Below are 14,191 nucleotides of genomic sequence, written 5' to 3' on the forward strand. Positions count from 1 at the left end.
ATATGAGCGGATTTTCCCTTTCCGATCTCGAAAGCATCGTCGAAGAGCGATCGAAAGCCTCGCTGGAGCAATCCTGGACAGCCAAGCTTGTGGCCGCCGGTCAGCCGAAAGCGGCAAAGAAACTCGGCGAAGAGGCGATCGAAGCCGTGATGGCGGCGGTAACCGGCGACCGCGACAATCTGACCTACGAGGCCGCCGATGTGCTCTATCACCTATTGGTCGTATTGAAGATTGCTGAAATACCGCTAGAGAATGTCATGGCCGAACTCGAGCGCAGAACCGCGCAGTCCGGCCTCAAGGAAAAGGCCAGCCGGCAGACTTCATGAGTATCGCGACTGAGATTATCGGGGTGCCGGAAACGTTGGATCATTTCCAGTCGGAATCCTATTCGCCCTACCACTTCTTCTCTTCCGAACAATGGGCGAAATTCCGCGCCGACACGCCGTTGACGCTGACGAGCGACGAGGTCAAACGGCTGCGTTCGATGGGCGACCCGATTGATCTCGATGAGGTCCGGCGCATCTATCTGTCGCTGTCTCGGCTGCTCTCGGCACATGTCGAATCCTCGCAGATGCTGTTCGAACAGCGCAACCGCTTCCTCAGCCTGTCTGATGTGACGAAGACGCCCTTTGTCATCGGCATCGCCGGCTCGGTCGCTGTGGGAAAATCGACCACCGCCCGTATCCTCAAGGAGTTGCTGGGGCGCTGGCCTTCCAGTCCGAAGGTCGATCTCGTCACCACCGACGGCTTCCTGCATCCGAACGCCGTGCTGCAGCGGGAAAAGCTGATGCAGCGCAAGGGTTTTCCGGAAAGCTACGACACGGGTGCAATCCTGCGCTTTCTCTCGGCGATCAAGGCCGGGCGGCCGGATGTGAAGGCGCCCAGCTATTCGCACCTCGTCTACGACGTGCTGCCGGACGAATACAAGATCGTCGACCGGCCCGACATCCTGATCTTCGAGGGCATCAACGTGCTGCAATCGCGCGACCTGCCGGCCGGCGGCAAGATCGTGCCGATGGTCTCCGACTTCTTCGACTTTTCGATCTATATCGATGCCGCCGAAGACGAGATCCACAACTGGTATGTCACGCGCTTCATGCGGCTGCGCGAGACCGCCTTCCGCGATCCGAATTCCTATTTCCATCGCTATGCCTCGATATCAGATGCGGAAGCGCTCGAAATCGCCGAGGATCTTTGGGCCAACATCAACCTGAAGAACCTGCGGCAGAACATTCTGCCGACGCGTCCACGCGCCGATCTCATCCTGAAAAAGGGCAAGGATCACCTGATCGAACAGGTCGCGCTGCGAAAACTGTAGCAGCGATTGTGTTTTAGGAATTGACGCGGCGGAGCGTCAGATTGATGCGGCCGCCATTCTTCAGCAGCGTCGAAGTCGCCGGATGGATGCGGTCGACGCCATGGAAACACAACCTCCCCTCGCCGCCCAGTACGACCAGATCACCGCTCGAAAGCTTGAAAGATAGCGTGCGATCATTGCGGCTGAGGCCGCCGATGCGAAAGAGGCAGCTATTGCCGAGCGAGATCGAGATCACCGGGGCCTTGAGATCCGGTTCGTCCTTGTCCTGATGCAGGCCCATGCGCGCTTCGTCGGAGTAGAAATTGACGAGGCAGGCCTCCGGCGGCTTGTCGTAACCCGAAACGTCATTCCAGATATCGAGCAATTGCTGTGGCATATCAGGCCAGGGCCTGCCGGTTGCCGGATGCGTCGACTGGTAGCGATAGCCGCGTTCTTTGTCCGTCACCCAGCCGAGCGGCCCGCAATTGGTCATGCGCACGGACATCGGCTTGCCGGTGCCGGGCATGGCGGGCACATAAAGCGGCGCTTCGGCGACGACAGTGCGGATAATCTCGACCAATGCCTCCTGACGCGCGCGGTCGAGATAACCGGGGAGATGGCGAATGCCGGTCAAGAGCTCGGCCATGTCATTCACCACTGCCGCCGCCGGGTCGGCCGCGCATTTTCTTGACTTCGGAGCGACCGGATTTTTCCTTCAGGCGGCGTTCGACCGAACCCTTGGTCGGCTTGGTCTTCTTGCGCGGCGGCGGCGGTGGCTTGGCGGCCTCCAGGATCAGTTCCTTCAGCCGCTCGCGCGCATCCTCGCGGTTGCGGTCCTGGCTGCGAAACCGACTCGCCTCGATCATCAACACGCCGTCCTTCGACAAACGCCGGCCGGCGAGCTTGATCGCGTTGGTTTTGACACGATCATTGAGGGACGGCGAATTCGCGATGTTAAAGAACAGTTGGACGGCGGTTGAGACCTTGTTGACATTCTGCCCGCCGGGGCCGCCCGCCAGAATGAACTGTTCCGTCAGCTCCCATCCCGCGATGGTGATCCTGTCATCGATATAGAGCGCGTCGCTGGCCATGCGGCGTTCTATCTCACATCAGCGGCGAATTGAAAATATCGGCCGTCATCAAGAAAAACCCGGCAATCCTGCGATGCCGGGTTTCACGTGAGTCAGAAATTTCGTCTTATTCGGCAGCGACCTTGACGCCGGGGGCGGCATCGCGGACGCCGCCGTCGACATGATTTTCGAACTTGGCGAAGTTCGCGATGAACATCGAGACCAGCTTTTCGGCCTGCGCGTCATAGGCTGCCTTATCGGTCCAGGTCGAGCGCGGATCGAGAATGCTGCCGTCGACGCCGTCGACGGAGACCGGCACGGCGAAGCCGAAATTGGTGTCGGCACGGAATTCGGCCTGTCCAAGTTCGCCGGTCAGGGCGGCAGCGAGAAGCGCGCGCGTCGCCTTGATCGGCATGCGCTTGCCGGTGCCGTAGGCACCGCCGGTCCAGCCGGTATTGACAAGCCAGCATTGGACGCCATGACGACCAATCAGCTCCTTGAGCAGATTGCCGTATTCGGCCGGATGCCGCGGCATGAAGGGCGCGCCGAAGCAGGTGGAAAAGGTCGCTTCCGGCTCGACGACACCCTTTTCTGTGCCGGCCACCTTGGCGGTGTAGCCGGAGAGGAAGTGATACATCGCCTGGTCAGGCGTCAATCGGGCGATCGGCGGCATGACGCCGAAGGCATCGGCGGTCAACATGATGATCGTCTTCGGATGCCCGGCACGGCCCGTTTCCGAAGCGTTCGGGATGAAATCCATCGGATAGGCGCAACGGGTGTTCTCGGTCAGCGACGCGTCGTTGAAATCCGGCTCGCGGCTTTCGTTCAGCACGACGTTTTCCAACACGGTGCCGAAACGCTGTGTCGTCGCATAGATTTCCGGCTCGGCTTCGGCCGAAAGGCGGATGGTCTTGGCGTAGCAGCCGCCTTCGAAGTTGAAGATGCCGTTTTCGCTCCAGCCATGTTCGTCGTCACCGATCAGCGTCCGGGCCGGATCGGCCGAAAGCGTCGTCTTGCCCGTGCCGGAAAGGCCGAAGAAGACCGCCGCGTCACCCTCCGGGCCGACATTGGCCGAGCAGTGCATCGGCATCACGCCATTGGCCGGCAGCAGGTAGTTGAGCACGGTGAAGACCGATTTCTTCATTTCGCCGGCATAGGAAGTGCCGCCGATGAGGACGAGACCGTTGGTGAGATCGCAGGCGATCACCGTTTCCGAACGGCAGCCGTGGCGAGCCGGATCGGCCTTGAAGCTCGGCAAATCGATGATCGTCAGCTTCGGGATGAAGCTCGACAGCGCTGCGGCGTCGGGGCGGATCAGCAGATTGCGGATGAACAGCGAATGCCAGGCGAATTCGGTCACGACGCGGGCCGGCAGGGCATGACCTTCCTCCGCGCCGCCGACGAGATCCTGGACGAAAAGCTCCTTGCCTGCGGCATGCGCCAGCATATCGTCGCGCAGCACGGCGAAATGCTCCGGCGAGATCGGCTTGTTGTTGTCCCACCAGATTTCGCCATCGGTATTGATATCGCGAACGACGAACTTGTCGCGTGGCGAACGGCCCGTGTGCTGGCCGGTGAGAGCCCGCAGCGCACCCTGAGCGGTCAGTTCGGCTTCGCCCCGGCGGATCGCTTCTTCATAGAGCGCGGCGGCGGAAAAGTTGTAGCGAACGCTGGCTGCGCCGCCCAATCCAACCGTTGCCAGCTCTATTGCCGGGTTATGAACTCCGAACATTTCCATGGCTAGTTCCCTTCGCTCAGGCTCGTTGCCGTTAAAACTGAGCGTGAAAATACGGGCAGAAATTTTAAAACACAAGATCGAAAATTGGAGAAAATGCAGTGATATCAAATAATTAATCGATTTAAATTTATCATCTCAATTTTAAATCGTTTGAATGGGTCGCGTTTAAACATTTGGAAGCGCCACCTGAGATTACCGGCGAATTTTGCGACAATCCTCCCCTTTATCTTTGCCACAATTTGTTCCACCTTTATCCTCCATAAGCGCATCCGGTCACTGAGACCGCCTGGGGAGAGCAAATCCGGGAGAATGCGCACTGATGACGGAGACCAACACCATGGCGACAATCGCGCTCGTTGATGACGACCGCAACATCCTTACCTCGGTGTCGATCGCACTGGAGGCTGAAGGATATAAGGTCGAGACCTATACGGACGGTGCCTCGGCGCTCGACGGCCTGCTGGCGCGACCGCCGCAGCTGGCGATCTTCGACATCAAGATGCCGCGCATGGACGGCATGGAACTGTTGCGCCGCCTGCGGCAGAAGTCGGACATTCCCGTCATCTTCCTCACCTCCAAGGATGAGGAGATCGATGAACTCTTCGGCCTGAAGATGGGCGCCGACGATTTCATCACCAAACCGTTTTCGCAGCGTCTGCTGGTGGAGCGCGTGCGCGCCGTCCTGCGCCGCGCGTCCAGCCGCGAAGCTGCCGCCGCCGGCACGAGCCCCACCGGCGCGCCGAAGACCGGTGCGGTCCAGCAGGCCCGCTCACTGGAGCGCGGGCAGCTGGTCATGGACCAGGAGCGCCACACCTGCACCTGGAAAGGCGAGGCCGTGACGCTGACGGTGACCGAATTCCTGATCCTGCATTCGCTGGCGCAGCGCCCCGGCGTCGTCAAAAGCCGCGACGCGCTGATGGACGCAGCCTATGACGAACAGGTCTATGTCGACGACCGGACCATCGACAGCCACATCAAGCGGCTGCGCAAGAAATTCAAGATGGTCGACACCGACTTTGATATGATTGAAACACTCTACGGAGTGGGATACCGCTTCCGCGAAGCAGCTTGAGCCCGAGCGGCACAGCTGGAGATATTGAAGGTTGCCGGCCGGTTTATCCGGCCCAACCTTTCGAAAGGGCCTGTCATTGGCACAGTTGGTGCAGGAAAGGGATCTGGACGACGCGGAGGGCGTGAGCACCCGTCGCGTCCGAGGCCGCCGTTGGTCGCATCCCTTCACGCTGATCCGCCGGATCTTCGGCAATGCCGTCTTTTCAAGCCTGACGCGGCGCATCCTGTTCTTCAATCTCGTCGCGCTCGTGGTGCTCGTCGGCGGCATCCTCTATCTCAACCAGTTTCGCGAGGGATTGATCGACGCCCGCGCCGAAAGCCTTTTGACGCAGGGCGAAATCATCGCCGGCGCCATTTCGGCCTCCGCGTCGGTCGATACCAACTCGATCACCATCGATCCGCAGAAGCTGCTCGAGCTACAGGCCGGCCAGAGCATCACCCCGGTGCCGAACGACGAGGACCTCGAATTCCCGATCGATCCTGAAAAGGTCGCGCCGGTGCTGCGCCGGCTGATCTCTCCGACGCGTACACGCGCCCGCATCTTCGATGCCGACGCCAATTTGTTGCTCGATTCGCGCCATCTCTATTCGCGCGGCCAGGTGCTGCGCTTCGACCTGCCGCCGGTTGAAGAGGAGAAACAGACCTGGAGCGAGTGGTTCGCCACTCTGTTCAACAAGGCGCTGCAGCCCGGCAATCTGCCGCTCTACAAGGAAGCGCCGGGCGGTGATGGCTCGATCTATCCCGAAGTGATGAACGCGCTGACCGGCGTGCGCGGTGCGGTCGTGCGCACCACCGAAAAAGGCGAACTCATCGTTTCCGTCGCCGTGCCGATCCAGCGTTTCCGCGCCGTGCTCGGGGTGCTGCTGCTGTCGACGCAGGCGGGCGACATCGACAATATCGTTCATGCAGAGCGGCTTGCCATCATGCGCGTCTTCGGCGTCGCAACACTCGTCAACGTGCTGCTGTCGCTGGTGCTTTCATCGACCATCGCCAATCCGCTGCGCCGCCTTTCGGCGGCTGCCATCCGCGTCCGGCGTGGGGCCAAGGCGCGTGAAGAGATCCCCGACTTCTCCGCCCGCCAGGATGAGATCGGTAATCTTTCCATTGCACTGCGCGAGATGACGACGGCGCTCTACGACCGCATCGATGCGATCGAGAGTTTCGCGGCGGATGTCAGCCACGAGCTCAAGAATCCGCTGACCTCGCTGCGTAGCGCCGTCGAAACGCTGCCACTTGCCAAATCCGACGATTCCAAGAAACGGCTGATGGACGTCATCCAGCATGACGTCCGCCGCCTCGACCGGCTGATCAGCGATATCTCCGACGCTTCGCGCCTTGATGCGGAACTCGCGCGCGTCGATGCCGGCTCGATCGACATGGAGGTGCTGCTGCGCGACCTCATCGAGGTGTCACGCCAGGTCAGGAGCAGCAAGAAGCAAGTGCAGATCGAATATGCCGTCGAACGCAAACCGAACGTCAAGACGCGCTTTGTCGTCAACGGCCACGATCTGCGCATCGGCCAGATCATCGCCAACCTGATCGAGAATGCCCGCTCGTTCGTACCCGAGCAAGGCGGCAAGATTACCGTGCGGCTGGTGCGGACACGCTCGCGCTGCGTCACAACGATCGAAGACAACGGCCCCGGCATCCAGGCGGAAAATATCGACCGTATCTTCGAGCGCTTTTATACGGACCGGCCGGAGGCGGAAGGCTTCGGCCAGAATTCGGGGCTCGGCCTGTCGATCAGCCGGCAGATCGCCGAAGCGCATGGCGGTTCGCTGAGAGCCGAAAACATCACCGATGCCGAGAGCGGGCATATACTCGGCGCGCGCTTCATCCTCTCTTTGCCAATCGGCGCCGCAGCATGACCGAGGCAGGTTTCAACGTCCATGCGACGGCGATCGTCGTTGGCAAGACGGGGCTGCTATTCAGCGGCCCCTCCGGCTGGGGAAAATCGATGCTGGCCTTCACCTGCATGACCGAGGCGCGCCGGCTCGGTCTTTTCACGGCGCTGGTCGCCGACGACCAGGTTCTTCTCTCAAGAGAGGCCGGCGCGGTAATCGCCGCATGCCCGCCGTCGATCGCCGGGCTGATCGAACTTCGCGGCACCGGCATCGTTCGTCAGGACCATATTCCCAGGGCGGCCATGCATTATGCCGTGCTTCCCGGCAGCGCTACCGGTGAAAACCGGGTGCCTCCCGAGGGCGAAATGGTGAACCTTGCCGCCGGTTTTTCGCTTCCCGCATTGCGGTTGCTCACAGGCGTTTCCTCACCCCTTGCGATCCTGATGGCAAAAGTGCCGGATATCGGGCGCTGAGGCCTTCCGGATTGGTCAATCTGCCTTATATATTCGCATTTTTATCTTGCACTTCGGCTTTTCATAGCCAAGATGTGCCCCCACCGGTGGACGTAATTGCTGCATTGCGATATTGGGGCCACCGTTTGCGTATATGGGAGCAGTAATATCATGATCGGACTTGTGCTTGTCACTCATGGCAAGCTGGCTGAAGAGTTTCGTCATGCTGTCGAGCACGTCGTCGGTCCTCAGAAATTCATCGAGACGGTCTGCATTGGCCCCGAAGACGACATGGACCAGAGACGGCAAGACATTCTGGAAGCCGTTTCCGGTGCCGATGATGGCCACGGCGTCGTCATCCTGACCGACATGTTCGGCGGCACGCCGTCCAATCTTGCCATATCAGTCATGAGCAGCGGCCATACCGAAGTCATTGCCGGCGTCAACCTGCCGATGTTGATCAAGCTTGCCGGGGTGCGCGGCGAGAACAACATGGAGAAGGCGCTGGTGGAGGCCTCCGAAGCCGGGCGGAAATATATCAATGTCGCGAGCCGCGTGCTCAGCGGAAAATAACGGGCATTCATGACATCGCTCTCCCGGGAACTCCTTATCATCAACAAGCGCGGTCTTCACGCGCGCGCTTCCGCCAAATTCGTGCAGATGGTCGAGACCTTCGATGCCGCCATCACCGTTTCCAAGGACGGAATGACGGTCGGCGGCACCTCCATCATGGGGCTGATGATGCTTGCGGCAAGCCCCGGCTCGAGCGTCGTCGTCTCGGCGAGCGGCAGCCAGGCCGAGGAAGCGCTGGAGGCGCTGGATCAGCTGATCCAGAACAGGTTCGGCGAGGAGATGTGAGCTCCGACGAGTTCATATAAACATATAAAGACTTCTTTATATCCTTATTGCCATCACCGGCGAAGCCTGCTAAACGGCGGACATGCCGTGCGCTTGCACGTGGGTCATCTTCGCGCCTGCGCCAATTTTGAGACGTTTTTCAGCCTGGAGGCCTCTATGAGCACTGAAAAAGATTATGTCGTCGCCGATATCGGGCTTGCGGATTTCGGCCGCAAGGAAATTACGATCGCCGAAACCGAAATGCCGGGGCTGATGTCCTGCCGCACCGAATTCGGCCAGACAAAGCCGTTGAAGGGCGCGCGCATCACCGGCTCGCTGCACATGACCATCCAGACGGCCGTGCTCATCGAAACGCTGGTCGCGCTCGGCGCCGAAGTCCGCTGGGCCTCGTGCAACATCTTCTCGACGCAGGATCATGCCGCTGCCGCGATCGCCGCTTCCGGCGTGCCTGTCTTCGCCATCAAGGGCGAGTCGCTCCAAGATTACTGGGTCTACACCGACAAGATCTTCCAGTGGGCTGACGGCGGCCTTTCCAACATGATCCTCGATGACGGCGGCGACGCCACCATGTACATCCTGCTTGGCGCCCGCGCCGAAGCCGGCGAGGACGTGCTGTCTCATCCGCATTCCGAAGAAGAGGAAATCCTCTTCGCGCAGATCAAGAAGCGCCTTGCCGCTTCGCCTGGCTGGTTCACCAAACAGCGCGATGCGATCAAGGGCGTCACCGAAGAAACGACGACCGGCGTCAACCGCCTTTACCAGCTTAGCCAGAAGGGCCTGCTGCCCTTCCCTGCGATCAACGTCAACGACTCGGTCACCAAGTCGAAGTTCGACAACAAATATGGCTGCAAGGAATCGCTGGTCGACGGCATCCGCCGCGGCACCGACGTCATGATGGCCGGCAAGGTTGCCGTCGTCTGCGGCTATGGCGACGTCGGCAAGGGTTCTGCCGCTTCGCTCTCCGGCGCCGGCGCCCGCGTCAAGGTGACCGAAGCCGATCCGATCTGCGCATTGCAGGCTGCGATGGACGGCTATGAAGTCGTCCTGCTCGAGGACGTCGTTTCCTCGGCCGATATCTTCATCACAACGACCGGCAACAAGGACGTCATCCGCATCGACCACATGCGGGCGATGAAGGATATGGCGATCGTCGGCAATATCGGTCACTTCGACAACGAAATCGAAGTCGCAGCATTGCGCAATCTCAAATGGACCAACGTCAAGCCGCAGGTGGACCTGATCGAATTCCCCAAGGGCAACCGCATCATTCTTCTTTCCGAGGGCCGCCTGCTCAACCTCGGCAACGCCACCGGCCATCCGTCCTTCGTGATGTCGGCTTCGTTCACCAACCAGACGCTGGCGCAGATCGAGCTTTTCACCAAGCCCGACCAGTATTCCAACCAGGTCTATATCCTGCCGAAGCATCTCGATGAAAAGGTCGCACGCCTGCATCTCGACAAGCTCGGCGTGAAGCTGACCGAGCTTTCCGCGGAACAGGCTGCCTATATCGGCGTCTCGCCGAAGGGCCCGTTCAAGTCCGACCACTACAGATATTAATCCGATAGTTAATATCCACAAGATGTAGAAGCCGCGGCATTGACAAATGCCGCGGCTTATTTTTTGGGCGCTCCCTTCCCGCCGATTCCCTTCCGAAGTATTGTTTTAAGACTTGATTCGTGGCGCCGGACCCTGTCCGGCCGTCGCGAAAATGGGATGTCTTGTCGTAATGCGGCACATTGAAGGACGGAGACATACCGCGGATGTCGGAAATAGAAAGCAGCCTGCCCGGTCAGGCGGATGATGGCGCTCGCGCCCATCGCCGCCCGCTCATGGCAGGTCAAGGATATAAATCTGCAACGGCACACGAGGCCGTAAAGCAAGAGCACGGACCATTGGCGCGCTTCCTGAAAAGCTGCGCGGCCGGCACGGCGCTCGCCGCGCTGGCGCGGCCGGCCCTGGCACAGGCGGAGCAGCAGGCGGCGGCCACGGCTCACCTCTTCACATCCTCGCAAGTGATCGGTGTTTCCGTTGTCATCGGCGTCATATCGGCAGCACTGCTGTCGACGCTGTGGCTCGTGCGTCAGCGTGGCAACCTCGAAAACGAGAGCCGGGAAATCCGCTCGGCGCTCTCCGATGCCCAGCAGCGCATTTCGCAATACCAGGCTCTGATCGCCGACAAAAACCGGCGGATCGTCATCTGGGACGGCAATGCGCGTCCCGAATTGCTCGGCCAGCTTCCGCCTGAAACCGGCGCGCCGCAGGACGGCGAATTCCTGGCCTTCGGCCTATGGCTGAAATCACGCTCGGCTTCCGAGCTGGAAAAGGCGATCGACCGGCTGCGCGACGAGGCACAGAGCTTCGACATGGTGGTCGAAACCATCCGCGACGAAATCCTCGAGGCGCAGGGCCGGGTTTCCGGCGGGCGCGCCTTTGTCCGTTTCGTGGCGCTCAACAATCTGCGCGCCGAGCTCGCCGAGCTCAGGATCGAGCGCGACCGGCTGATGACCTCGATCTCGGCCTTCCAGACCATGCTGGACGCGATCGACATGCCGGCCTGGCAGCGCGACCCGGTGGGCCGCCTCACCTGGGTCAACCAGGCCTATGGCGAGGCTGTCGAGGCGCGATCGCCGCAGCAGGCGATCAATGAAGGCCGTGAGATGCTGACGACCGTGGCGCGCGAACGCATTCGCGCCACGACGACGCCGGAATCACCCTTCCACGACAAGATCTCGACGGTCGTGCACGGCAACCGCACATTCTTCGACGTCGTCGACGTCAGGGTTCCAGGCGGCTCGGCCGGCATTGCGATCGACGTGTCCGACATAGAGGCGGTGCGCGCCGAGCTGGAACGGACGCTGAAGAGCCATGCCGAAACGCTCGATCATCTCGCCACGCCCGTCGCCATCTTCGACGGCGACCGCCGGCTGCAATTCTACAACCAGGCCTTCGTCGCACTCTGGGAGCTTGATATCGCCTTCCTCGAAGGCCGGCCCGATAATAGCGAGTTGCTCGAGCGGCTGCGCGCAGCCAAGAAGTTGCCGGACCAACTCAACTGGAAAAGCTGGAAGGAATCAGCCCTTTCCGTCTATCGCGCGCTCGACACGCAAACGGATCTCTGGCACCTGCCGAACGGGCAGACGCTGCGGGTCTTTGCGACCGCGCATCCGCAGGGTGGCGCCACCTGGGTGTTCGAAAATCTGACCGAGCAGGTCGATCTTGAAACGCGCTACAACACGCTGGTCAAGGTGCAGGGCGAAACGATCGACCATCTTTCCGAAGGTGTGGCGGTGTTCGGCCCGGACGGGCGCATCCGACTTTCCAACCCGGCCTTCCGCGCGCTCTGGGGGATCACCGAAACCGAAGCCAAGCCCGGCACCCATATCCGCGCGCTGGGCGAGGCCTGCACCCAGTCTTATGACCGACCGGACGGCTGGAAGACTTTCGCGGAACTGATCACCAGCTTCGACGACGAACGCCGCTCGGGTCAGGGAACGCTGGAACTCTTCTCCGGCCTCGTGCTCGACTACGCCGTCATTCCGCTGCCGAACGCCCAGACCATGCTGACCTTCGTCAACATGACCGACAGTGTGCGTGCCGAGCGCGCGCTGACCGAGAAGAACGAAGCGTTGCGCAAGGCCGACGAGCTGAAGAACGATTTCGTTCAGCATGTTTCCTATGAACTGCGTTCGCCACTGACCAACATTATCGGCTTCACCGATCTCTTGCGCACGCCGGGCGTCGGGCCGCTCACCGAACGGCAGGCCGAATATATCGACCATATCTCGACCTCGTCCTCGGTTCTCTTGACGCTCGTCAACGATATTCTCGACCTTGCGACCGTCGACGCCGGCATCATGCGCCTCAATTATGCGGATATCGATCTCAACGATCTGCTCGACGACGTCTCGATGCAGATCGCCGATCGTCTCCACGAAAGCGGCGTTGCGCTTGAAATCACGGCACCCGCCTATCTCGGCTCGATCGTTGCCGATCCGCAGCGGCTGAAGCAGATCCTGCTGAAGCTTCTTTCCAATGCGGCGAATTTCTCGCCCGAAGGCACTTCGATCTCGCTGGAATGCCATCGCGAAGGCACGGATTTCGTTTTCTCCGTCAGCGATCGCGGCCCCGGCATCTCACCTGACATGATCGCCACCGTCTTCGACCGTTTTGCCACGGGGGCGAAAAGCGGCAAACGCGGCGGCGCCGGCCTCGGCCTCTCAATCGTCGACAGCTTTGTCAGTCTGCATCATGGCGACGTGACGATCGACAGCGAGCCGGGCAAGGGCACGACGGTCGTCTGCCGTATCCCCTCGGTCAATGTACCGCATTCCGCCGCTGCCGAATGACGACCAATGATACGATTTCGCTGTTCCTGAAGGACGAAGCGGCTACCATCCGCCTCGGCGAGGACCTGGCGCTGGCCTTGAAAGCCGGCGATTGCCTCGCCCTTTCCGGCGATCTCGGCGCAGGGAAATCCTCGCTCGCTCGGGCGATCCTGCGGGCCATGGCCGATGACGAGGGGCTTGAAGTCCCGAGCCCGACCTTCACGCTGGTACAATCCTACGATCTGCGCATCCCCCTTTCGCATTTCGATCTCTACCGGCTCGGCGACCCTGCCGAATTGACTGAACTCGGCTTCGACGAGGCCCTCCAGAACGGTATCTGTCTCGTCGAATGGCCTGAGATGGCGGAGAGCGAGCTGCCCGCGGAGCGCATCACCCTGACGCTGGCGCATGAAGGCAGCGGCCGGCGGGCGACGATCGAAGCCGCTGGCGCGCAAAATTCACGCATCCGCCGGGTCCTGGCGATCCGTGAGTTCCTCGATACCGCCGGTTACCCCGCAGCGAAACGCCGATTCCTGACCGGCGATGCCTCGCTGCGCGCCTATGAGGCGATCTATCCGCAACCTGGGAACCGACGCATCATCCTGATGGACTGGCCGCCGCTTGCTGAAGGCCCGCCGGTTTTCGACGGCAAACCCTATCCCAAAGTCGCTCATCTTGCCGAAAACGCCTATCCCTTCGTGGCGATCGCCGATGCGCTGCGCAAGGACGGTTTTGCGGCGCCCGAAGTCTACAAGGTGGATTATAACAAGGGTATCCTGCTGATCGAAGATCTCGGCAGCGAGGGCGTGCTGGATGCCCAGGGACGGCCTATTATCGAACGCTATCGCGAAAGCGTTGCCTGCCTGGCCAGGCTGCACGCCTTGAAATTTCCGCAGGACATCCCGGTTGGAAAGAGCCATATCCACCATATTCCTGATTTCGACCGCACGGCGATGAAGATGGAGGTGCAGTTGGTGCTCGACTGGCACCTGCCATGGAAGCGCCAAGGCGCTCCCGCAACGGAAACAGAACGGGCGGAATATCTGGCGATCTGGGATGCGCTCGTCGACGAGCTTGCTACGGCCGAGAAGAACCTGCTGCTGCGCGACTTCCACTCGCCCAATATCATCTGGAGAGCGCACGCGAAGGGCATCGAACGGATCGGCCTCATCGACTTCCAGGACGCGATGATCGGCCCCACGGCCTATGATCTCGCCTCGATCGTCCAGGATGCGCGTGTGACGATCGAGCCGGATCTCTTCCGGCAGTTGATGGATGATTATCTGACGCTTCGCCGCGCTGAGCGCGGTTTCGACGAAGCCGGATTTATGAAGGCCTGGGCGATCATGTCGGCGCAGCGCAATTGCAAGCTTGCCGGCCTCTGGGTGCGCCTGTTGCAGCGCGACGGCAAGCCGGGCTATCTGAAACATATGCCGCGCACGCTTTCCTATCTGAACGTCGCGCTTGAGCATGAAACGCTTGCCCCCTTGCGCGATTGGTGCGCAAGGGCTGGAATAGGCCGGAGCAGATCATAAG

General features: G+C 60.8%; 13 protein-coding genes. 10 read left to right on the forward strand and 3 right to left on the reverse strand.

Features of this window, described 5'->3' with window-relative positions; translation table 11 throughout:
* The first annotated feature begins 2 nt into the window (after window positions 1-2).
* Window positions 3-326, forward strand: coding sequence for a phosphoribosyl-ATP diphosphatase (locus ACS4RR_RS02410; RefSeq protein WP_017965974.1), 324 nt, complete (start codon window positions 3-5; stop codon window positions 324-326).
* On the forward strand, window positions 323-1,318 hold the full coding sequence (gene coaA, locus ACS4RR_RS02415) for a type I pantothenate kinase (protein WP_003544165.1): 996 nt from the start codon (window positions 323-325) through the stop codon (window positions 1,316-1,318). The genes ACS4RR_RS02410 and coaA overlap by 4 nt, the downstream gene beginning before the upstream one ends.
* A gap of 13 nt (window positions 1,319-1,331) precedes the next feature.
* On the opposite strand, the gene ACS4RR_RS02420 is transcribed toward coaA, so the two are convergent.
* From ACS4RR_RS02420 to ACS4RR_RS02430, 3 genes are all read right to left on the reverse strand, one after another.
* A complete protein-coding gene (locus ACS4RR_RS02420; protein ID WP_170260876.1) occupies window positions 1,332-1,943 on the reverse strand; it encodes an alpha-ketoglutarate-dependent dioxygenase AlkB in 612 nt (203 codons plus the stop codon).
* 1 nt (window position 1,944) lies between these two features.
* Window positions 1,945-2,388 (reverse strand): alternative ribosome rescue aminoacyl-tRNA hydrolase ArfB, encoded by a 444-nt coding sequence (gene arfB / locus ACS4RR_RS02425; RefSeq protein ID WP_170260874.1) that lies wholly within the window; start codon window positions 2,386-2,388, stop codon window positions 1,945-1,947.
* Window positions 2,389-2,494: 106 nt separating this feature from the next.
* Window positions 2,495-4,105: a phosphoenolpyruvate carboxykinase gene (locus tag ACS4RR_RS02430; protein WP_456189670.1), complete on the reverse strand. Its 1,611-nt coding sequence runs from the start codon at window positions 4,103-4,105 to the stop codon at window positions 2,495-2,497.
* 337 nt (window positions 4,106-4,442) lie between these two features.
* On the opposite strand from ACS4RR_RS02430, the gene ACS4RR_RS02435 reads away from it, so the two are divergent.
* The 8 genes from ACS4RR_RS02435 (at window position 4,443) to tsaE (ending at window position 14,190) form a co-directional block, all read left to right on the forward strand.
* On the forward strand, window positions 4,443-5,177 hold the full coding sequence (locus ACS4RR_RS02435) for a response regulator transcription factor (protein WP_206119754.1): 735 nt from the start codon (window positions 4,443-4,445) through the stop codon (window positions 5,175-5,177).
* Between the two features lie 76 nt (window positions 5,178-5,253).
* Window positions 5,254-7,044 (forward strand): sensor histidine kinase, encoded by a 1,791-nt coding sequence (locus tag ACS4RR_RS02440; protein ID WP_162114934.1) that lies wholly within the window; start codon window positions 5,254-5,256, stop codon window positions 7,042-7,044.
* The gene (locus ACS4RR_RS02445; RefSeq protein ID WP_170260868.1) at window positions 7,041-7,493 is read left to right on the forward strand and encodes an HPr kinase/phosphorylase; all 453 of its coding nucleotides are present in this window, start codon (window positions 7,041-7,043) and stop codon (window positions 7,491-7,493) included. The genes ACS4RR_RS02440 and ACS4RR_RS02445 overlap by 4 nt, the downstream gene beginning before the upstream one ends.
* A gap of 150 nt (window positions 7,494-7,643) precedes the next feature.
* Window positions 7,644-8,045: a PTS sugar transporter subunit IIA gene (locus tag ACS4RR_RS02450; protein ID WP_003544139.1), complete on the forward strand. Its 402-nt coding sequence runs from the start codon at window positions 7,644-7,646 to the stop codon at window positions 8,043-8,045.
* Between the two features lie 9 nt (window positions 8,046-8,054).
* On the forward strand, window positions 8,055-8,330 hold the full coding sequence (locus tag ACS4RR_RS02455) for an HPr family phosphocarrier protein (protein ID WP_003544133.1): 276 nt from the start codon (window positions 8,055-8,057) through the stop codon (window positions 8,328-8,330).
* Between the two features lie 156 nt (window positions 8,331-8,486).
* Window positions 8,487-9,887 carry an adenosylhomocysteinase gene (gene ahcY, locus ACS4RR_RS02460; protein ID WP_017965981.1) on the forward strand — a complete coding sequence of 467 codons (1,401 nt, stop codon included), beginning with the start codon at window positions 8,487-8,489 and terminating at the stop codon, window positions 9,885-9,887.
* A 203-nt stretch (window positions 9,888-10,090) separates the two neighbouring features.
* Window positions 10,091-12,676, forward strand: a complete 2,586-nt coding sequence (locus ACS4RR_RS02465) for a sensor histidine kinase (RefSeq protein ID WP_456189671.1) — start codon at window positions 10,091-10,093, stop codon at window positions 12,674-12,676.
* Window positions 12,673-14,190: a tRNA (adenosine(37)-N6)-threonylcarbamoyltransferase complex ATPase subunit type 1 TsaE gene (tsaE, locus tag ACS4RR_RS02470; RefSeq protein WP_456189672.1), complete on the forward strand. Its 1,518-nt coding sequence runs from the start codon at window positions 12,673-12,675 to the stop codon at window positions 14,188-14,190. Before ACS4RR_RS02465 ends, tsaE begins: the two co-directional genes overlap by 4 nt.
* Window position 14,191 lies beyond the last annotated feature (1 nt).

Origin of the sequence: Rhizobium zaerense (assembly GCF_051810725.1) — a bacterium.
Classification (GTDB): Bacteria; Pseudomonadota; Alphaproteobacteria; order Rhizobiales; family Rhizobiaceae; genus Rhizobium; species Rhizobium leguminosarum_I.